The sequence below is a fragment of the Wenzhouxiangella psychrophila genome, from assembly GCF_042310375.1.
Classification (GTDB): domain Bacteria; phylum Pseudomonadota; class Gammaproteobacteria; order Xanthomonadales; family Wenzhouxiangellaceae; genus Wenzhouxiangella.
Genome location: NZ_JBHJMQ010000003.1, coordinates 396051 through 416303, shown reverse-complemented (window position 1 = coordinate 416303; position 20253 = coordinate 396051). Strand labels below are relative to the sequence as shown.

The following is a 20253-nucleotide window of genomic DNA, read 5'->3' as shown; positions in this document are numbered from 1 at the left end:
TACGATTTTGGCCGCGAACAGTAAGTTTGGGTCGTTTTTCTTTTTGTTCTTTCTCCGCGTACTCTGCTCCTCTGCGGCTCAGCGCAGTTCGGAACTCAGTCGCGGCTTGCCGCAGGCAAGAAGCGGCTGAGTGGAGAATGGCCGCGCGTGTGAGATAAAAAGGAAGCCAGGGATGAGAGTGGATTTCTACGAAATGGGCGGGCGGTTTACCGATCCGCTGTACGTGGCCGGCGTGCTGGTCTCCAAGGCCTGGCCGGCGACGCGCGACATTGCCGTCGTCGGCAGCGCCGGCGATCTGACCAGGCTCGACGAGCAGTTGTGGTCGCAGCCCGAAGGCCGATTCCTGCCGCACGAGCGCGGCCCCACAAAGGCGCCGATCCGCTTGCTCGAAGATGCGCCCGACGAGGCCGGCATCCTGATCAACCTGGATCCCGCTTCCCCCCTGCCCGGCGGCCGCTTCCAGCGCATCCTCGAAATCGTGCCGCCGGACGAGTCGCTCAAGCAGAAGCTGAGGGAGCGCTGGAAAGCATGGAAGCAGCGTGGGGCGGAATTGCAGCATCATGTATTGAAGTGAAAAAGGGTTCAGAGTTCAGGGTTCAGGTTTCAGGGGCGGACTTCGATTGGTCTTTCCTGAAACCTGAATCCTGAAACCTGAAACCTTCGAGACTACAGAGATCCCGAAGACCATGGACAAAACCTACAACCCTGATCAGATCGAACAGCGCTGGTACCCGTACTGGGAAGACAAGGGCTGCTTCAAGCCCTCCGGCGAGGGCGAGCCGTTCACCATCCTGCTGCCGCCCCCCAACGTCACCGGCACGCTGCACATGGGGCACGCCTTCCAGCACACGCTGATGGATGCACTGATTCGCTACCAGCGGCTCAAGGGGCGCGACACGCTGTGGCAGGTGGGTGTCGACCACGCCGGCATCGCCACCGAGATGGTGGTCACGCGCCAGATCGAGGCCGAAGGCGGCAAGCGCGACGACTATACGCGCGAGGAATTCATCGACAAGGTCTGGGACTGGAAGGAGCACTCCGGCTCGACCATCACCTCGCAGATGCGCCGCCTGGGTGCGTCGGCTGACTGGTCGCGCGAACGCTTCACCATGAACCCCGACCTGTCCGAGGCCGTGGTCGAGACCTTCGTGCGGCTTTACGAGGAAGACAAGATTTACCGCGGCCCGCGCCTGGTCAACTGGGATCCCGTCCTGCAGACGGCGATTTCAGACCTGGAAGTGGTCAATAGCGAGGAACAGGGCAAGCTCTGGTCGATCCGCTACCCGCGCACGGACGGCCAGGGTGATGTCATCGTCGCCACCACGCGCCCCGAGACCATGCTGGGAGACGTCTGCGTGGCCGTTCACCCCGACGACGAACGTTACAGCGACCTGGTCGGCAAGACCGTGGAACTGCCGCTGACCGGGCGTGAGATTCCGGTGGTGGCCGACGAATACGTCGACATGGAATTCGGCACCGGCTGCGTCAAGATCACGCCGGCGCACGACTTCAACGACTGGGAAGTCGGCGCCCGGCACGATTTCGAGCCGATCAACATCCTTACGCCCACCGCCGGGATCAACGACAACGCGCCCGAGGCCTATCGCGGACTGGACCGTTTCGAGGCCCGCAAGCGCGTCATCGAAGACCTGAAAGCGCAGGACCTGCTGGTCGAGGAAAAGGCCCATACGCTTATGGTGCCCCGCGGCGATCGGTCCGGCCAGATCATCGAGCCGTTCCTGACCGACCAGTGGTTCGTGAAAATGGACGAACTCGGCCGGATCGGCCTTGATGCGGTCGAATCCGGCGAGGTCGAGTTCGTGCCCGGCAACTGGATCAATACCTACCGCCACTGGATGGAGAACCTGCAGGACTGGTGCATCTCGCGCCAGCTGTGGTGGGGCCATCGGATTCCGGCCTGGTACGACGCCGGCGGCAACCTCTACGTCGGGCGCAGCGAGGAAGAAGTACGCGAGAAGAACGGCCTGTCCGGCGACGTGAAGCTCAACCGCGACGATGACGTGCTCGAGACCTGGTTCTCCTCCGCCCTGTGGGCGCATTCCACCCTGGGCTGGCCCGACGAGCAGCGCATGGAATCGGAAGGCTTCGACCGCTACCTGCCCACCTCGGTGCTGATCACCGGCTTCGACATCATCTTCTTCTGGGTCGCCCGGATGATCATGATGACCAAGCACTTCACCGGCCAGGTGCCCTTCGAGCAGGTCTACATCACCGGCCTGATCCGCGACCGCGACGGCCAGAAGATGTCGAAGTCCAAGGGCAACGTGCTCGACCCCATCGACCTGATCGACGGCATCGAAGTCGAGTCGCTGGTCGAGAAGCGCACCGCCTCGATGATGCAGCCGCAGAAGGCCAAGGCGGTGGCAAAGGCCACGCGCGAGGAATACCCCGACGGCATTCCCGCCTTCGGCGCCGACGCCCTGCGCTTCACCTTCGCCGCTCTGGCCGGCCACGGCCGCGACATCAAGTTCGATCTGGGCCGCTGCGAAGGCTATCGCAACTTCCTGAACAAGCTCTGGAACGCCGCGCGCTTCACGTTGATGAACACCGGCGAGAAGACGTTGCCGGTCCCCGCCGAAACGGACTACGACGTGCTTTCGCGCTGGATCCGTTCGCGCCTGAGCTGCACGATTAGTGAAGTCGACAAGGCATTGGCCGATTATCGCTTCGATCTGGCATCGAAAGCGCTTTACGAATTCGTCTGGCACGAGTTCTGCGACTGGTACCTCGAACTGGCCAAGCCGGCCCTGGCCGAAGATGCCGACGAGGCGACCGCCCGGGCCACCCGCTACACCCTCGCCACCGTGCTGGAAGCCACGCTCAAGCTGCTGCATCCGTTCGTGCCATTTATCACCGAGGAAATCTGGCAGCGCGTGCGCGTTCCGGCCGGCGTCGAGGCGGACACCATCATGGCCACCCGATGGCCCGAGGCCGGCGTGATCGACGAGGCCGCTGAAGCGGACGCCGAGTGGCTCAAGACCGTCATTTCCGCCATCCGGTCAGCACGCACCGAGCTGGGCCTGGCCCCGGGCAAGCCGATGCCGCTGATGGTCCAGTTGGGCAAGGAGAGCGACCACGAACGCCTCGAGCGCTTCGACACCCTGATCAAGCGCCTGGCGCGCATCGAATCAATCGAACGCGTCGGAGACGACCGCGACAGCGCAGACTCGGCGGTCGCCCTGGCCGGCAATCTGCGCCTGCTTATTCCGCTGGCCGGCCTGGTCGATATCGGCGAGGAACTGGCGCGCCTGAACAAGCAGCTCGAACGCGAGCAGAAGGGCCTGACCCAGGCCGAGAAGAAACTCGCCAACGAGCGCTTCGTCGACAACGCCCCGGCCGATGTGGTCGACAAGGAGCGTCAGCGCCTGAGCGAGCATCAGTCGAAAGTGTCCGAACTGTCAGCTCAGATCGACAAGCTCGGCAAGCTGCAGTAAGAGGCTTTCTAGGTTTTTTGCAATCTCGCAGCCGCACGGCGACGGACTTCGCGGGTCCAGGCGCGCAGGCGATCCAGCAGCACGTAAACGAAAGGCACGACCACCAGGCTGATCACGGTCGAGAAGGCCAGGCCGCCGATGACCGCGCGCGCCATGGGGAAGTACGGTGGGCCGTCGCCGCCGATGCGGGTCTGGCCGAGCGCCAGGGGGATCATGGCCAGGATGGTGGTCGCGGCAGTCATCAGGATCGGCCGCAGGCGATCGCGACCGGCCTGGATGACGGCCTCGTCGCGCGGCATGCCGCGGCGGCGCAGGTTGTTGACGTGGTCGATGAGCACGATGCCGTTGTTGACCACGATCCCCATCAGCACCAGCATGCCGATCATCGCCATCAGCGACATCTCGGTGCCGGTCAGGAAAAAGAACCAGAACACGCCGATGAAGGAGAACTCGATCGAGGTAACGATCGAGGCCGGGAACAGGGTCGACTCGAACAGCGCGGCCATGACGATAAAGATAAGCGCCAGCGCGAGCAGCATGTTGAAGGCCATCTGCGTCATGGCGTCATTCTCGCGCTGGAAGGCCTGCCCGAAACTCCAGCCGTAACCCGGCGGCAGCGCGACCTGATCCATCATTTCGCTGATGGCCTCGCGTGCCTCGCCCATCGACAGGTCGGCGAGATTCATGTTCACGTTCACGCTGGTGCGCCGGTTGAGCCGGAAGACGTTGGTCGGCCCGCTCACCGTTTCGAACTCGGCCACCGTGGACAGGGCAACCCGCTCGCCGCGGTCGTTGACCAGGGGCAGGTTGGCCAGTTGCGCGGCACTCTGGCGGTCACCGCCGTGGAAAGCCAGGCGCATGGTCAGTTCGCCTTCGGGACCGCGAAACTCATTGAGCCGCTCGCCGCGCATGGCCACGGCAATGGCCCGGGCGACCTGCTCGCTCGATAAGCCATGCCGGATGGCGCGCTGGCGATCGACGCGAACCTGGACCTCTTCGGCGCCGGACGAAGCATCCGAACGCACATCGACCAGGCCCTCGACAGACGAGAGCACCCGCGCCACCTCCTCGGACAGTTCGAACAGGCGCTCGCTCGATTCACCGTGAAGCGTGAGACTGATCGAGTCGCTGCCGCCGCCATTGCCGCCCTGTCTTTCGAAGCCGGGCTGGCCGATGGCGATCGCCGGCAAGTCCTCGCGCACCAGCTCGCGGATTCGTTCATTCGAAACCGTGCGGTCAGGATCGAGGATCAGCGTGGTCTCGGCCCGGTCTTCGGCGTAGTAGCTATAGAGCGACTCGAATCCGAAGCGCGCCTGGTTGTCGCGCAGGTAGTTCTCGATGCGATCCACGTCCTGTCGAACCCGCTCGAGCGAATAGCTGCCTTCGACATTGAAATGCAGCATCAGCCGGTCGCCCTCGGCCTGTTGGAACATGTTGGTCTTGATCTGGCCCAGCGGCACGATCGCGCTGGCCAGTAGCACCAGCACACCCAGCGCCGTTACCCAGCGACGCCGCAAGCTGAAATCGAGTACGCGGGCATAAGCGTCGGTCAGGCGGTTGAGCCAGCCGCCCGCCCTGGGCGGCGGCGGCGCCGGCACCTTCAGCGTGAGCAGCGGGATGATGGTCTGGGCGATCAGCAGCGAGGCGATCAACGCGATGGTGATGGCGTAGGCGACAAAGGACAGGAAGGAGGTGATCTCGTTCTGCGCCCCGAAGATATTGGGCAGAAAGACGATGATGGTCGTCAGCGTGCCGGCCGTGACCGCCATGGCTACCTCGCGCACCCCGATCAGGGTGGCTCGTCCCGGCTGGTCGGGAAAACGCTGGCGACAGCGGTAGATGCTTTCGGTCACGACCACCGCGTTGTCGACCAGCATGCCGATGGCCAGCATCAACCCCATCATGGTCAGGATGTTGAGCGACAGGCCGAGGAAATACATCGCCCCGAGCGTGATCAGGATGGCCGTCGGCACCGACAGCATCACGATCAGCGTCGTCGCCCACTGGCGCAGGAAGATGTAGAGCACCACCATCGACATCAACGCCCCGATCAGGCCGGCCAGTGCCAGGTCCTTGAGCGATTGCACTACGCCCTCGGCCTGGCTGAACAGGACGAACAGGTTGATGCCTTCCATCTCCGGCAGTCCGTTGATGGCATCGATCTCATCGAGCACGGCGCCCGAGACTTCCACCAGGTTGGCGCCGCTCTCGGAGAAGATATTGACGCCCACGGCGAACTGGCCATCGAGCAGGCGCTCGTAGCGGCGCGGCGGCGACTCGACGCTGACCTCGGCGATATCACCCAGGCGAAGACCGCGCTCGTTGACCGGCAGTCGACGAATCTCGTCGATGTCGGAAAAAGTACCCAGCGGGGTGACGCGAATCCGTCGGCCGGCCTGCTCGTCCTCGACATAGCCGGCTGACACCGAGAAATTGGCGCCACGCAGACGCTCGCGCAGTGCGTTGAGGTCGATGCCGTGCGCGGCCACGCGGTCGGCGTGCAGCAGGATGCGGACTTCACGCGGCTCGACGCCATCGATTTCGACGCTTGCCACGCCCTCGATCCGCTCGAGCCGGCGGCGAACGTTGCGGTCAAGCAGCTCCCAGGCGTCGCTGAGGTCGCGCTGGGAGCCGATGCGCAGGCCCAGGATGGGGTCGTTTGAACTGGTGAAACGCCGCACAAAGACGCGATCGACATCCTCGGGCAGGCGATGCCGGATACCGTCGATCTTGTCCATCGCCTCGACGCCGCGCGCATCCATGTCGGCGTCCCAATCGAAGAACACGAACAGGTTCACGTTGTCCTGGCCGACATTGGTGATCATGCGCTGGATGCCCGCCATGGTGGCCAGCGCTTCCTCGACGGGCCGGGCAATGAGCTGCTCGACCTCTTCCGGTGAGCTGCCGGGATACGGCACCTCGATCATCATGCCGGGGAAGTCGACGTCCGGAAAGAACTCCAGCGGTAGCAGGCGCGTGGCGATCAGGCCGAACACCGCCAGGCTCACGAACACCATGCAGGTCGTGACCGGGCGGCGGATGGCCAGGCGCGGAAGCCGGTTCATCGCGCCGGGGCGGCCGCTTGCGCCGCCTGGCTGTCGGCGTCCGTGCGGCGCCGGTCGAGCAAGCTGTAGACCACCGGAATCACGACCAGGGTCAGGGCCGTGGACAGCAGCAGGCCGCCGATGACCGCGATCGCCATGGGCGCGCGCATCTCCGCGCCCTCGCCCAGCCCGAGCGCCAGCGGAAGCAGGCCCAGCGCGGTGGTCAGCGTCGTCATCACGATCGGTCTCAGCCGCGCCCGGCCGGCCTCGACGATAGCCCGCTCACGCACCATGCCCTCGGCCCGCAGCTGGTTGATGCGCGTGACCAGGACGATGGCGTTGTTGACAACGATTCCGGCGAGCATGATCACGCCGATGAACACCACCACCGACAAGGTCGTGCCGGTGAGCCACAGCGCGAACACCGCGCCGGTGAGCGCCAGCGGAATGCTCAGCAGGATCACGAAGGGGTGCAGCAACGACTCGAACTGCGAGGCCATGACCAGATAGACCAGAAATACCGCCAGGGCCAGGGCGAGCAGCAGCGAACGGAAGGCGCGCTGCATCTCGTCGCTCTGGCCGGCCACGCGCGCACTGACGCCGCGCGGCATGGGCACGCCGGCGATGATCTCACGCGCCTCGTCGGCGGCCGATCCCAGGTCGCCGAAACCCGCTTCGGCCGAGATCACCGCGACCCGCTGCTGGCCCACGCGCCGGATTTCGCCGGGCCCCACGGCAATATCGATATCGGCCACGGCGTCGAGGGTCACGGGGCGCTCCGCGCCAGGGTTGACCACCAGCTGTCCGATACGCTCGGGCGAGGCGCGCTGCTCATCGAGAACGCGAACGCGCACGTCGATTTCGCGCTCGCGCCAGCTGTAGCGCGTGGCCACGTCGCCGCGCACCTGTCGAACGACGGTGTCGGCAATCTGGTCGGCTCTGAGCCCCAGCCGGGCGGCGCGCTCGTGATCAAAACGGATGCGGATCTCGGGGTAGCCCTGCTCGGCCGAGGAGCGCACGTCGGCGAATCGCGGCGACTCGGCCATGCGTGAGGCGATCCGCGTCGCGACCGCGCGCAGCTCCTCGAGCTCGTAGCCGGCCACCTCCACTTCAAGCGGCGTGGCCAGGGTGAACAGTTCGGGCTGGCCGATGTTGTAGTCCACGCCCGGACGCTCGTCCAGGTAGCTGCGCAGGGCGGCCCGCACCGCTTCGCCGTCCGAACCGGGCTTGAGCACGACATTGAGCGTGGCCCGGTGCTCGCCAGCTTCCTCGGGATTGGCGTCCATACGATCGCCCGTGCCGACCAGGGCATCGGTGCGCTCGACCCGGGGCCATTCACTCGCTACCGAAGCCAGGCCGGCCACCATCTGCCCGGTCTGCTCCAGCGGCGTGCCGGGCGATAGTGCGATCTCGACGCGGAACTCACCCTGGTCCAATGCCGGAACCAGCTCCATGCCCAGCCGCGGCAGCAGGGCAAGCGCGAGCGCAAACAAGCCCAGCGCCAGCAACAGCGTGCGGCCCCGCCGTCTCAGCGAGGCCTCGAGAACGCCCGGATAATGGCCAGAAAGCATGTCGTAACCGCGATTGAACGCGGCCACCAGTGGTCGAAGCGCCAGGCCGAGCAGCCCGCCAAGCCCGCGGAACAGCCCGCCGACCAGGCGCGTGATCAGCACGGCCAGCCAGGTCAGCGCCGATTGCGCACGGTAGCGAAGTCGGGCCAGCCGGCCATCGGGACGCACGCCCTGGGTGTCGCCCTCTTCCGGCAAGTCACCGCCGACCCGATTGCGCGGCTTTTCTCCAATTGAGGCCAGCATCGGAATGAGGGTCAGCGCGACCGCCAGCGACACCAGCAGGGCAAAAGTGACGGTCAGCGCCTGGTCGCGGAAGAGCTGCCCGGCAATGCCGTCGACAAAAGCCAGCGGCAGGAACACGGCGATGGTCGTCAGTGTGGCGGCTACCACGGCGCCGGAGACCTCGCCGGCGCCCTCGCGGGCGGCATCGATCAGGCCCAGTCCCTTTTCACGCTTGGCGGAGATGTTCTCCAGCACCACGATGGCGTTGTCGACCAGCAGGCCGATGGCCAGGGCAATGCCGCCCAGGGACATGATGTTCAGCGTGACACCCGCACCGTACATGGCCGCAAAGGTGGCGATCACCGAGATCGGGATCGCCAGGCCGACAACGACGGTTGCGCGTGCGCTTTTGAGGAACAGGTAGAGCACGCCAATGGCCAACAGGCCGCCAAACAGGGCCGCCTGGACAACCTCGTTGATAGCGCTGCGGATGAACACCGACTGGTCGTAGACGCGGGTAAGCGCCAGGTCGGCGGGCAGTTCGGCGCGAATCGAGCCCATCCGTCGCTCCACGGCCCGGGCCACCGACACCACGTTGGCATCGCCTTCCCGGTAAAGCGCGAGCTCGACCATTTCCTGCCCATCGACGCGCGTGATGGCGTCACGCTCGCGCCAGCCCTCGCGCACCTCGGCGATATCGCGCAGGTAGATTGGCTCGCCGTCGCGCGTGGCGACTATCAGGCCGGCGATTTCTTCAACGGATTCGAACTCGTTGATCGTACGCACCAGGAATTGCCGGGTGCCCTCTTCCAGGCGCCCTCCCGAGAGATTGATGTTTTCGGCCCGCAGGCGGTTGGCCACTTCCGCCGGCGCGAGATTCAGCTGGGCCAGGTGATACTGGTCGACCAGCACCTGGATCTCGTCTTCAAGGCCGCCGGAGACGGTGATGGCGGCCACGCCCTCGATCGACTCCATGTCCTTCTTGAGTCGCTCTTCGGCGTGCCGGCGCAGGATGCGCAGGGTGGCGAACTCGTCGGTCTCGTCGGCGGGCAGGACGCGGCTGGCGGCATCGGCCTCGCGCGCCGCCTCGGAAGTATCACGCGCCAGGGCGAAGCGCATGACCGGTTCGGTCGAGGGATCGAAGCGCAAAAGCAGCGGCCGCTCGGCCTGCAGCGGCAGGGTCAGGCGCTCGATGCGTTCGCGAACGTCGATGGCGGCGCGATCCATGTTGCTACCCCAGGCGAACGCCAGGGTCACGTCGGACTGGCCGGTGCGCGAGATCGAGCGCACGCTCCGCACGCCCTGGACCACGCCGACGACCTCCTCGATCGGTCGGGTGACGAGGTTTTCGATCTCGCCCGGCGCCGCCCCGGCGAACTCGGTTCGAACGGTCAGCGTGGGATAAGCCAGGTCCGGCAGCAGGCTGATGTCGAGCCGCGAGAGCGAGACCAGGCCGAACAGCAATACCGCCAGGGTGAACATCGCGATGGTCACCCGCCGGCGCGTGGCGAATCGGATCATGACGAGGCATCCACCGCTTCGATGTGTTCGGCCACCGCCTGATCGCTGGCGGCCTGCGGCGGCTCTTCACCGAGCACCTGCACGCGCGCGCCGCTCCTGAGACTGGCCTGGCCGGTGACGACCACCGATTCCCCCGGTTCGATACCGGTCACGATCTCGTAGTGGCCATTGTTGCGGTAGCCGACCTCGACACTACGCCGCTGTGCCTCATCGTCCGTGACGACGAAGACCGAAGCTTCGCCGTCCTCGATCAGCACGGACTCGACCGGCACCAGCACCGCCTGCTCGCGCCGATCGTAGACGATGTCGAAGCGGCCGAACATGCCCGGCCGAAGTCGGCCGGAAGAGTCGCGCAATTCCACCGTGACCCGAAAGGTGCCCGAGTCCGCATCGATCACCGGGCTGATACGGTCGACCACGCCCACGAAACGCTCGCCGGGGAGCGCATCCGCGCTGAGCGCGGCAATCTGGCCCGGCGCCAGGCGCGCGAGTTCGCGTTCGGGTATATGCAGGGTGGCGATCAACGGATCGAGCGCGGTCACGCGAAACACCGGCTCGGTGGTCGAGACCATGTTGCCGACCTTGATCATGCGCTCGGAGACCACCCCGTCGATGGGCGCGGTGATGGCGGTATAGGACAATTCCAGGCGGGCCAGCTCATGTCCCGCCTGTTGTGCCTCGAACTCGTACTGCAGGCGCTCGATGGCCTCGGTACTGATCATGTCGCGCTCGTGCATCTCGCGCTGGCGCTCCAGATCCTGGCGCAGCCGTCTCAGATCGGCTTCCGCGCGGGCCAACTCCAGCTTCAATCGCTCGTCATCGATACGCGCGAGCACGTCGCCGGCGGCTACCTGGTCACCCTCTTCCACTTCGATCGCGGTAATGCGGCCGCCGACACGCGGCACCACCGCCGCTTCGCCGTCAGCTTCCAGGGTGGCCGTGGCCGAATAATAGGCCTCGATCGTGTCGTTCCGGGCGGCGACCGCCTCGACCGGAACCACCGGCGCTTCCTCGTCCTCTTCGGCCCCGCCGGATGGACGACCGGATTCGCAGGCCGTCGCCAGGCCCAGACTCGCGACCAGCAGGAGCAACAGCGTCTTGTTCATGATTCGACTCGCCTCGGGATGACAATCTGGTGTGTTGGTGAACTATAACACCAGCATGGCGGGTCGACATGGGCCAAAAGTCATGGCCGGAGAAAGCGGGCTACTTGCCTGGCACCTGCGTGTTTGTGCGCTCGTCGAGGTGCAACACCATCACCATCGCATCCTCCCGCCCTTCCGCAGCGGGGTAATAGCCGGGCCGGCGTCCGATGACGTGAAAACCGTAGCGCTTGTAGAGTTTCACCGCGGCCTTGTTACTGGGTCTGACCTCCAGGAACAGCCGATCCACATCCGCGATTTGCGCCTCACGCACCAGGTGATCGAGAAGCAGGCTCGCCAATCCGCCACGGCGCCGGTCGGGGTGGATGCAGAGATTGAGCAGGTGCGCCTCGTCGATGGCGTGGGAGACGATGCCATACCCTGCCACGCCCTCGTCGAGATCAAGCACGTGGCAGCGATAACCCACGCGAAGGCAGTCCTGGAAAATACCGCGCGTCCAGGGGAAGGGATAAGAGGCCGATTCGATCTTGAAGACCGTATCCAGGTCGCCGCGCACCATGGCGCGGACGGCCACCCGTGGCGACAGGACCGCGGCCATCAGTCGTCGAGCTCCGCGGCCAGCAGGCGCCACAGGTGACGCCGGGCCTCGGCGCTGGTGGCCAGTTGCGGCAGCTCGGGCGCCAGGATTACACCCACCCCGTCCGTGCCGTCGGGCGCCCGGCCGAAAACCAGCAGGTGACGGATACCGCGCGAGTCCAGTTCGGCGACGGAAACTCCGGCCGAGTCGGAATGCGCCCACTGGCCAAAGCGGCAGCGGGCCGAACCGATAGCGGCCTGGATATCACCGAGCAGCGTTTCGTGGCGACCGTCCCAGGGTGCGTCCTGCACCAGGAGCCAGTCGCCGTCGCCGGAGGCCATGCGCACGCGCGGGGTTTCCGGACCCAATCGGGACGGGGTCTCGTCGGCCTGTTCAACTTCCGGCAAACGGGAAGCGGCGGCACGACGATCCCGGCGCACCCAGACGTCGATACCCAGGGCTTGCAGACGCTGGTGCGAGGCAGGCGAGGGGATCACGGATTGTCTCCGTCCCGTCGTCGACGGATGCGCTGGCGATTGCGACCACGAATGGTCACGATCGGACCGGACAGCACATAAAGAATGCCCACCGTCAGCAGCACGGCCGGCAGGTCGATGGCCAGCAGCACCAGCAAGACCAGCAGCAGGAAAATCCAGGCGAACGGGACGCGGTCGCGGCGCGGACCGGCCTTGAAGCTGTAATAGCGAACGCGCGAAACCATCAGCGTCCCCAGCAGGATCGTGACCACCAGTAACGGCCATGACATCAGTTCCGGGTTGAGCTGCCGGTCGTCGGAAAACCAGACGATGGCGACCAGCATGCCGGCGGCCGCCGGGCTGGCCAGCCCCTGGAAATAACGCTTGTCGGCCACGCCCGCCTGGGTATTGAATCGCGCCAGCCGCAAGGCTGCGCAGGCACTGAAGAAAAACGCGCCCAGCCAGCCGGCCTTGGCGGCCACGGTTCCGGCATGCCCGAAGGAATCGAGGGTCCAGGTGAACACCAGCACGGCCGGTGCAATACCGAAAGACACCATGTCCGACAGGGAGTCGTACTGCACGCCGAACTCCGACTGCGTGCCGGTCAATCGGGCCACGCGGCCGTCGAGGCCATCGAGGAGCCCGGCGATGACAATGGCGATACAGGCGGAAACCGGCTCGCCTTCGATGGCCGAGACGATGGCGAAAAAGCCGGCCATCAGCGCGCCGGTGGTCAGCGCATTGGGAAGCAGGAACGCGCCGCGCGCCGGTACTTGTTCGGATTTTTCTTCCTGGGCCATCGTGATCCGGCAGTTCAGAGCGTGAATTCAGGGCGCCAAGAATAGCATTCCACCACCCCGGCTGGCTTGCCTCCGGGCGGGCAGGCGCGCGTCACGCCCGGCTGCCTGATAGAATTCCCTGCTTTGCCAAACGCCGCGAAACGGGCCCGATTCGATGAAAACTTCCAGCTTCCACCTCGCCACCCTGCGCGAAGTCCCGGCCGATGCCGAGATCGTCAGCCACCAGCTGATGCTGCGCACGGGCATGATCCGCAAGCTCACCTCAGGCATCTACAGCTGGACGCCGCTGGGCCTGAAGGTGCTCAGGAAGGTCGAGCAGGTGGTGCGCGAGGAAATGGACGCCGCCGGCGCGCTGGAGATGCTGATGCCGGCCATCCAGCCGGCCGAGCTGTGGCAGGAGACCGGTCGCTGGGAAGACTTCGGCCCGCTGCTGCTCAAGATTACCGACCGTGCCGGGCGCGAGTTCGCCTTCGGCCCGACGCACGAAGAGGTGATCACCGAGTTCGCCCGGGCCGAGCTGCGCTCCTACAAGCAACTGCCGATCTGCTTCTACCAGATCCAGTCGAAGTTTCGCGACGAGATCCGGCCGCGCTTCGGGGTGATGCGTGCCAGAGAGTTCCTGATGAAGGACGGCTATTCCTTCCACATGAACGACGAAAGCCTGGCCGATTACTACCAGGTGATGTTCGACACCTACTGGCGCATCTTCGAGCGCCTGGGGCTGAAGTTCAAACCCGTCAAGGCCGACTCCGGCGCGATTGGCGGGGCGGTCAGCCACGAATTCCATGTCCTGGCGGACTCGGGCGAGGACGCCATCGCCCACGTACCCGGCGGCAGCTATGCGGCCAACGTCGAGCTGGCCGAGGCCGTCGCCGTCGGTGAGCGCGCTGAGCCGAAAGAGGACATGCGCCTGATCGACACGCCCGATACCAAGACGATCGCCGCGCTGGTCGAACAATTCGAGCTGCCGATCGAGAAGACCGTCAAGACCCTGGTGGTCGAGGCCAGTGACGAATGCGAGTCCGATTTCGTGGCGCTCTTGGTACGCGGCGACCACGAGCTCAACGCGGTCAAGGCCGAGAAACATCCCATGGTTGCCGCACCGCTGCGGATGGCCACCGAAGAAGAAATCCGGACGGCCATCGGCGCCGGCCCCGGGAGCCTCGGCCCGGTCGAGCTGCCCATTCCCTGCGTCATCGACCGCCAGGTCGCGGTGATGAGCGATTTCGGCGCCGGCGCCAATACCGACGACAAGCACTACTTCGGCATCAACTGGGAGCGCGACGTCGCCCTGCCGGAGGTCGCCGATCTTCGCAACGTCCTCGCCGGCGACCCCAGCCCGGAAGGCGACGGCAAGCTCGAGATCATCCGCGGCATCGAGGTCGGCCACATCTTCCAGCTCGGCCGCAAGTATTCCGAGTCAATGAATGCCGTGGTGATGGACGAGGACGGCCGCGCCGTCCACCCGACCATGGGCTGCTACGGCATCGGCGTGTCCCGCATCGTCGCCGCCGCAATCGAGCAGAACCACGACGAGGCCGGCATCGTCTGGCCCGAACCGATGGCCCCCTTCCAGGTCGCCATCCTACCGGTCAACGGCCACAAGTCGCACCGCGCCCGCGAGCAGGCCGAAAAGTTCTACGAGGAACTCACCGCGGCCGGCGTGGAAGTCCTGATGGACGACCGCCCGCTACGCCCCGGCGTGATGTTCGCCGACGCCGAGCTGATCGGCATTCCGCATCAACTGGTCATTGGCGACCGCGGCCTGGACAACGGCATCGTTGAGTACCGACGGCGTGGCGTCGAGAAGGGTGAGATCGCACTGGATCACGTCGTCGACTTTATCAAGTCACAACTGGGCTGAAGCCTCGCGTGTGGCAAGCCCGGCGGCGCAGGCCGCGCCGCCGGGCACGGTTTCATTCCGAGCGGGCGACCCGTTCTTTCTCGAGCAGAACAGCTTCAAGCGCCGCCAGGCGTCCTTCCAGATCGCGGTTGCGCTCGGCCAGCTCTGCATTGCGCTCAACCGCCGATCTCAACCGGGCGTTTTCGGCTTCCATCGCCGCCAGGCGATCCTGTTGCTCCCTTTGCCACGCTGCCATCTCCCGGTGTTGCTCCTGCATCGCCGCGAGCAACACGACGCCGAGCTGTCGATACTTGACCCCGCGCACCTGGCCATCGTCTTCATACAGCGCCAGCTCGGGCGCCACTTCGGCCACCTCCTCGGCAATCAGGCCAATATCGGTTTCACCCGTTTCTATCCAGTTGAACCGCACCGCGCGCAATCGTTCGATCCGTTCTTTGGCCCCATCAAACGACTGAATGTTCTGCTTGAATCGGCGCGAACTGGTGTTGCACTCCGAAACGATATCGCTGGAGTTGATGCACAACTGGGACCCGCCCGATCCCAGGGTATTGAGTTCGAGCTCTCCCGATACGCTCAGGCCGGCTGCCGGCGGGGTGCCGGCAGTACCGACTGATACACCGCGGTTGTCATGCACCCGCAGGCCGGTCAAGCCATCGATGCGGGAGCGGAAAGCATCTTCACCGGAAGCGGATTCCACGTGCAATGCCGCCAGCGGGCTCGACCGGTTGATACCCATTTGTCCCTGACTGTTAAAGTGCAGCGACTGCAACGCATCGCCATTGTCATCGATGTCCGTGACAAATCGCACACCACCGGTCGCGCGCACGGCGAACTCATTGGCGGCCTGCGATTGGAATGGCTCTCCCCGATCGCTGGCAATCCCGTCCAGTTGGTTGACATCGTCCGCCCAGACAAAGGCACCGCGATGATCAGCCTGAACGATAGCGTTATAGCCGCCGGCAAAGCTGTACCTGGCCCGGGCTTCGTTCTCCTGCCCGCCCGGAACGACGGAAAGTGAATCACCGGTCTTGTTGCGCCAGCCGCCGCCGATCACGCTGTTCGAGCCGGTGGCTTCGTTGGACAGTCCACCGGCGATGGTCGTGGATACGCTATTGGCGACGTTAAACCGTCCCCCGCCGATCGTTGCCGAGAATCCCAGCGCTTCATTGTCCGCGCCACCGCTGACGACGGCTCGTTGGCCGTCGGCAATGTTGCCGAATCCGCCGGCGATCACGGCGTAGGCACCACCGGCGACATTGGGCGCACCAGACTGCCCGCCGCCAGAGACGGTCACACCCCGAGCGCTCGCGTCGTTGCTGCCATGGCCTATGGCGATAATCGGGCCCTGGTCGCTGCTGCCATCGGGGGAGAAGATCACACCCTGCCCGTTGGCCGAATAGGAGATGGCGTCCCCGCTTTGGCTCCAGATGCCGCTCACCCCAGGCAGCACGTTGAGCGCGCGGGTGGCCACCGGTACTGTGGTGATTTCCTGCGTGCCATCCAGCCAGGTGCCATCGACCCGGATTCGCAGGTACTTCGCTACGGTGTAGTTGACATCACCAAAGTCCAGTTCAACCTGGAACAGGCCGTCCTCGACGCTGACATTGAACGGGCCGTCATCACTGATCAACGTGCCGTTACCCGGATCGGGGTCGTCGTAGAGTTCGAAGTACAGTTCGACGCTTTCGCCGTCGACCAGGCTACTGCCGTCCTGCAGCTGACCCTGGTAGGTCATGGTGGTCTGAGCGAGCGTAAGCGGGATTGAAATGAACAGCAGAATAAGGCCAATCGTGGCCTGGTATGTACTCCGGAGCATGGCGCCTCCCTACGCAGTCGGTTTTTTTTGGACCAATACCCCACTTACGGGAAGTAACACCCCATCCTGCCAGGCAATTTTGCTGGACAGTCTCTTACCGGAATGTCATACCCAGGCTGCAACCCGCTCGCAACCTCGCAGCAAGGGTCTTCCCCCCCGATCTTTATCGCTCCGCGATTTCCTGTTGTTCAATAACAAGTGATTCGAGTCTGGCCAGGCGGTCTTCCAGCGCCCGGTTTCTTTCCACCAAGACCTCCATTCGCCCCGTTTCGGCCGTCAATGCCGTCACGCGCGCTCGAAGATCGGTATTTTCAGACTCCAGTGCCGCGAAGCGTTTCTCGAACTCACTCTCGAGGCCGGTCATCGTGCTATTGAAATGCTCGTTCAGTTCGATCAGCGCGGCGGTATTGAGCACGGTGATCTGACTGTACTTTAGAGCGTACTCACCGTCCTGAACGGTTACCGTCGCGGGGAATAGGGGCTCGACTTCCTGCGCAATGAAGCCGGGAGAGCGCACAGACGACTCGTCCTGCTCCTTCATTAGATAGGTTCGGGGCTTGAGCTCCAGCACCTTGCTCAGCACTCCAGACAATGCCTGAATGTCCTTCTTGGCGTTCCGGTCGGATGAGGTCGAGTAGACGCCATCATCGGCATCGATCCGGGACTTCAGTACATCGTTGTAGCGAAATCCGAGATTATCCGTCGTAGCGATATACAGCCCCCAGTTGTTGGTGCTAGCGCCGCTTCGTTCGATTTGCAGACCAATTCCAGCGTTGTCGGTGCTGCGCTGCTTGATATGCAGGTCTCGGGTGGGGCTGTTCGTGCCGATACCGACGCCGCCGGCTGCACGGACCAAAAGCTGATCGTTACCGGTTGAGGCGAAATCGTCGGTCGTCGAATCGGCCCAGACGAAAGCGCCCCGGTGATTAGCCTTGGCGCGGTTCCCGGCGGCAAAGCTGTATTCTCCGCTTGCGGTATTCCTGAAGCCTCCCCCAACTGTCGCATATGACTTGCTGGCTGTATTGGCGGCCCCGCCTCCGACCATTGCTCCATACCCGCTGGCCAAATTGTTGATACCGCCCCCGACTGTCGCATATGCGTCGTTGGCCGTATTACCTGTGCCCCCACTAACCGTCGCAAACCCTCGAGTATTTTCATTCCCGTCGGGGGCACCGGCCAGGTTGTCGGCGCCACCACTGATCGTGCCAAAGTCGCCGGCCACAAAATTGCCGCCCAGATCCCACCCGCCGGCCACGCTCGCGCCACGCACGCCGCTGGCAACCTGGTTGGCAGCGCTGCCGGCGATTACGTTGGGGCCGTCGCCCGGCTCCAGTCGCAGGGCGCGCACGCCATTGACATGGACCTCCAGTGGCGTGTCGTCGGTCGTGCCGAGGATGTCCGTGCCGGGCGTGGTGCCGGAATTGCCGTCCAGTTTCCAGAAGCGATTGTCGCCATAAGCAGCATCCAGCGACAGTGCGTGAACCGCCAGAGGTGCTGCCGAAATTCGTTGCCGCGGCTCCAGGGTCTCGCCGCCGACCATGACCTCCAGGTAAGTTGGACTGGCACCGTAAGGTGCACCAAAATCCAGTTCGACCTGGAAAAGGCCGTCTGTGACGGGCACCGCCGACAAGACGATCTCGGTGCCAATCTGACCGCCTTCGGTCAGACTGTCGAACAGCCTGAACTCCATACCGGGGGTGCCGGTAAACGGCCCGCTAGCGTCCTCCAGCTGGCCCTGGTAGGTGATGGTGGTTTCGGACTGCGCGGCGGACGGAAGGGCCGTCAGCGACAGGACCGTGATCAGAAACAGGGCGCGCATGCATGCTCCTCAGGGGGAATGAATGATTCGTAGCCACAGTACAGGTAACGTGTAAACCCGCCAGTTTGAGACATCATGTGCGAAAATCCATGTACTGGCATTGGGGCAGTTAAAGCGTCGGAGCACGCTTCACCGTACTGAATGCTGCGATCGATGCCTTAATACGCCTGTCGCGCCTGGCGGTCGGAACGCGCCTACTCTTCCGCCACCCGACGATCCTCCAGCAAGACCTCTTCCAGGCGAGCAAGCCGCTGCTGCTGGCGTGTCACTTGTTGCTGGAGCTCATCGATACGTTCCTGCTTGCGCCGGTTGTCACGCTCCAGCGACTCGATTCGAGTCGTCCGGCCGGAATCCGAAGTCCTGTCCGAGGCCAGCGACGCTTTCGGGCGGGAAGCGGGCTCGGCGCTGGAACTGAGACTCGACGCGTTGACCTTCTCGACGAGGGTCTGTGTCAGGATGCTGCCGCCGTCGTTGATCGCGTAGACCAGGTCGCCGGCGTTGAAGTCATCACTGCCGTCGGAGTTGTAGACCATAACCTCACCGTCGGCCAGTTCGCCTGTCCCCGGCTCGCCGCGCTGGCGATGCAGGACACCGGCGTCGGCCTCGATCACGCCCTCCGAGCGCATGGCATCGCGTGAGTAGACGCCGTAGCCGTCGGGCGAATTGGTCTGACCATAAACGCCTATCGCCTCGCCGTTATCGGCTTCGCCGCTACCGCGAACGCCGTACCCGTCGGGCGAATTGCCACGGCCCCACACGCCGGATGTTGGCCCGCTTTCCGCGCTCGCCCGGGCCTGGACAGCCTCTCCGCTGTCGGACTCAATCGTGGCCCACAGGCCGACCTGATAGTCCGAGGCACCGGTATTCCGGGCCTCTATCGCAATCCCGTTCTCGGCGACGCCACGCACGCCCTGGGCATATCCGGTACCGCCGCTGGCCACGCCCAGCACGCCGGCTGCATCGTCATGGGTCGACGGCGTAGTGCCACGCACACCATGAACCTCGCCACTAGTCGATTCGGCAATTCCGGAGACACCGGCCGCACCCGATTGATTACCCCTGGATTCTCCGGTTACACCCTGGCCGGCGCCGTCGATCTCGCGTGCGTAGCCATAGACTCCACGAGCGTTCTCGCTTGCTGAAGCGGTCTCACCGCGAACTCCGTACGACCATCCGGTCTCCACGTCATTACTTCCATAAACGGCGTTGTAGCCATCCGCCTCCACGAAAACCTGCACCCCGTTCCCGGAACCTGAATCGTCGCTCACCTGCAATTTTGCAAATGGATCGGCTGGCCCGCCAATCCCGACATTGCCGCCCTCGAACACGGCATCTCCTTCGTCCAGCGACCAAACCGCCGCCTCGAATTGGTCGCTCGCACACTGCCAGGCCGAACCGTCCCATTTGGGCACTTCGCTGTTGGCGCAGGCGAGTTCGGCCAGGATGCCGGTCTCGTCCATCGGCGCACACTGCCACTGGCTGCCATCGAACACCGTCAACTGGTCGGCACCGCATTCGAGTTCGGCCAGCGTGTCGTCGTCGACGGGATCGGCGCAGATCCAGTCGCTTCCGTTCCAGGCCACCCGTTGATCCGGGTCGCAGGAGAGCCCATCCAGGGTATCGGGCGCGTCCAGGGCATACCCTGCCACCGGCGCCGCGGTCACGGGCTGGCGCGGCGTGAGCGGCTCGCCGTTGTCCACGGCGATTTCGAGAAAACGCGGGCTGCCGTCGAACGCGCCGGCGCCGAAATCGAGCTCGACCTGGAACAGGCCGTCTTCGACCTCGACGCCGGAACGGGTGATGGTCGTCCCCACCTGGTTGCTCCCGCTCTCGGTCTCGTACAGCGAAAATTCGAAGTCCACGGTATCGGTGACCGCTCCTTCGTTGGTCTGAAGCTGACCCTGGTAGGTGAAGGTGGTGGTAGCTTGTGTGTGCGAGAAAAAAGCGGCACACGCACAGAGCAGGACAATCGTCGCGATTCGCAC

Annotated in this window: 12 protein-coding genes; 3 read left to right on the top strand and 9 right to left on the bottom strand. The window is 64.5% G+C overall.

Features of this window, described 5'->3' with window-relative positions; translation table 11 throughout:
* Positions 1 to 172 precede the first annotated feature (172 nt).
* Both ACDC66_RS06555 and ACDC66_RS06550 read left to right on the top strand, forming a co-directional pair.
* A complete protein-coding gene (locus ACDC66_RS06555; RefSeq protein ID WP_376695884.1) occupies positions 173 to 574 on the top strand; it encodes a DNA polymerase III subunit chi in 402 nt (133 codons plus the stop codon).
* A 112-nt stretch (positions 575 to 686) separates the two neighbouring features.
* A complete protein-coding gene (locus tag ACDC66_RS06550; protein ID WP_376695883.1) occupies positions 687 to 3455 on the top strand; it encodes a valine--tRNA ligase in 2769 nt (922 codons plus the stop codon).
* 8 nt (positions 3456 to 3463) lie between these two features.
* On the opposite strand, the gene ACDC66_RS06545 is transcribed toward ACDC66_RS06550, so the two are convergent.
* The 6 genes from ACDC66_RS06545 to pssA form a co-directional block, all read right to left on the bottom strand.
* On the bottom strand, positions 3464 to 6520 hold the full coding sequence (locus ACDC66_RS06545; protein ID WP_376695882.1) for an efflux RND transporter permease subunit: 3057 nt from the start codon (positions 6518 to 6520) through the stop codon (positions 3464 to 3466).
* Positions 6517 to 9813, bottom strand: a complete 3297-nt coding sequence (locus ACDC66_RS06540; RefSeq protein WP_376695881.1) for an efflux RND transporter permease subunit — start codon at positions 9811 to 9813, stop codon at positions 6517 to 6519. Before ACDC66_RS06540 ends, ACDC66_RS06545 begins: the two co-directional genes overlap by 4 nt.
* Positions 9810 to 10919 (bottom strand): efflux RND transporter periplasmic adaptor subunit, encoded by a 1110-nt coding sequence (locus tag ACDC66_RS06535; protein ID WP_376695880.1) that lies wholly within the window; start codon positions 10917 to 10919, stop codon positions 9810 to 9812. The genes ACDC66_RS06540 and ACDC66_RS06535 overlap by 4 nt, the downstream gene beginning before the upstream one ends.
* Before the next feature lie 100 nt (positions 10920 to 11019).
* Positions 11020 to 11514, bottom strand: coding sequence for a ribosomal protein S18-alanine N-acetyltransferase (gene rimI / locus ACDC66_RS06530; RefSeq protein ID WP_376695879.1), 495 nt, complete (start codon positions 11512 to 11514; stop codon positions 11020 to 11022).
* The gene (locus tag ACDC66_RS06525) at positions 11514 to 11990 is read right to left on the bottom strand and encodes a hypothetical protein (protein WP_376695878.1); all 477 of its coding nucleotides are present in this window, start codon (positions 11988 to 11990) and stop codon (positions 11514 to 11516) included. Before ACDC66_RS06525 ends, rimI begins: the two co-directional genes overlap by 1 nt.
* Positions 11987 to 12769 carry a CDP-diacylglycerol--serine O-phosphatidyltransferase gene (pssA, locus tag ACDC66_RS06520; RefSeq protein ID WP_376695877.1) on the bottom strand — a complete coding sequence of 261 codons (783 nt, stop codon included), beginning with the start codon at positions 12767 to 12769 and terminating at the stop codon, positions 11987 to 11989. Before pssA ends, ACDC66_RS06525 begins: the two co-directional genes overlap by 4 nt.
* Before the next feature lie 154 nt (positions 12770 to 12923).
* Here pssA and ACDC66_RS06515 point away from each other — a divergent pair, with 154 nt between their 5' ends.
* Positions 12924 to 14633, top strand: coding sequence for a proline--tRNA ligase (locus tag ACDC66_RS06515; protein WP_376695876.1), 1710 nt, complete (start codon positions 12924 to 12926; stop codon positions 14631 to 14633).
* Positions 14634 to 14685: 52 nt separating this feature from the next.
* Here ACDC66_RS06515 and ACDC66_RS06510 read toward each other — a convergent pair whose 3' ends face one another.
* The 3 genes from ACDC66_RS06510 to ACDC66_RS06500 all read right to left on the bottom strand — a co-directional run bounded on the left by ACDC66_RS06510 (position 14686) and on the right by ACDC66_RS06500 (position 20253).
* Complete coding sequence (locus ACDC66_RS06510; RefSeq protein ID WP_376695875.1) at positions 14686 to 16449, bottom strand: tail fiber domain-containing protein; 1764 nt, start codon at positions 16447 to 16449, stop codon at positions 14686 to 14688.
* A gap of 163 nt (positions 16450 to 16612) precedes the next feature.
* Positions 16613 to 18268, bottom strand: coding sequence for a tail fiber domain-containing protein (locus tag ACDC66_RS06505; protein ID WP_376695874.1), 1656 nt, complete (start codon positions 18266 to 18268; stop codon positions 16613 to 16615).
* A 194-nt stretch (positions 18269 to 18462) separates the two neighbouring features.
* On the bottom strand, positions 18463 to 20253 hold the full coding sequence (locus ACDC66_RS06500; protein ID WP_376695873.1) for a hypothetical protein: 1791 nt from the start codon (positions 20251 to 20253) through the stop codon (positions 18463 to 18465).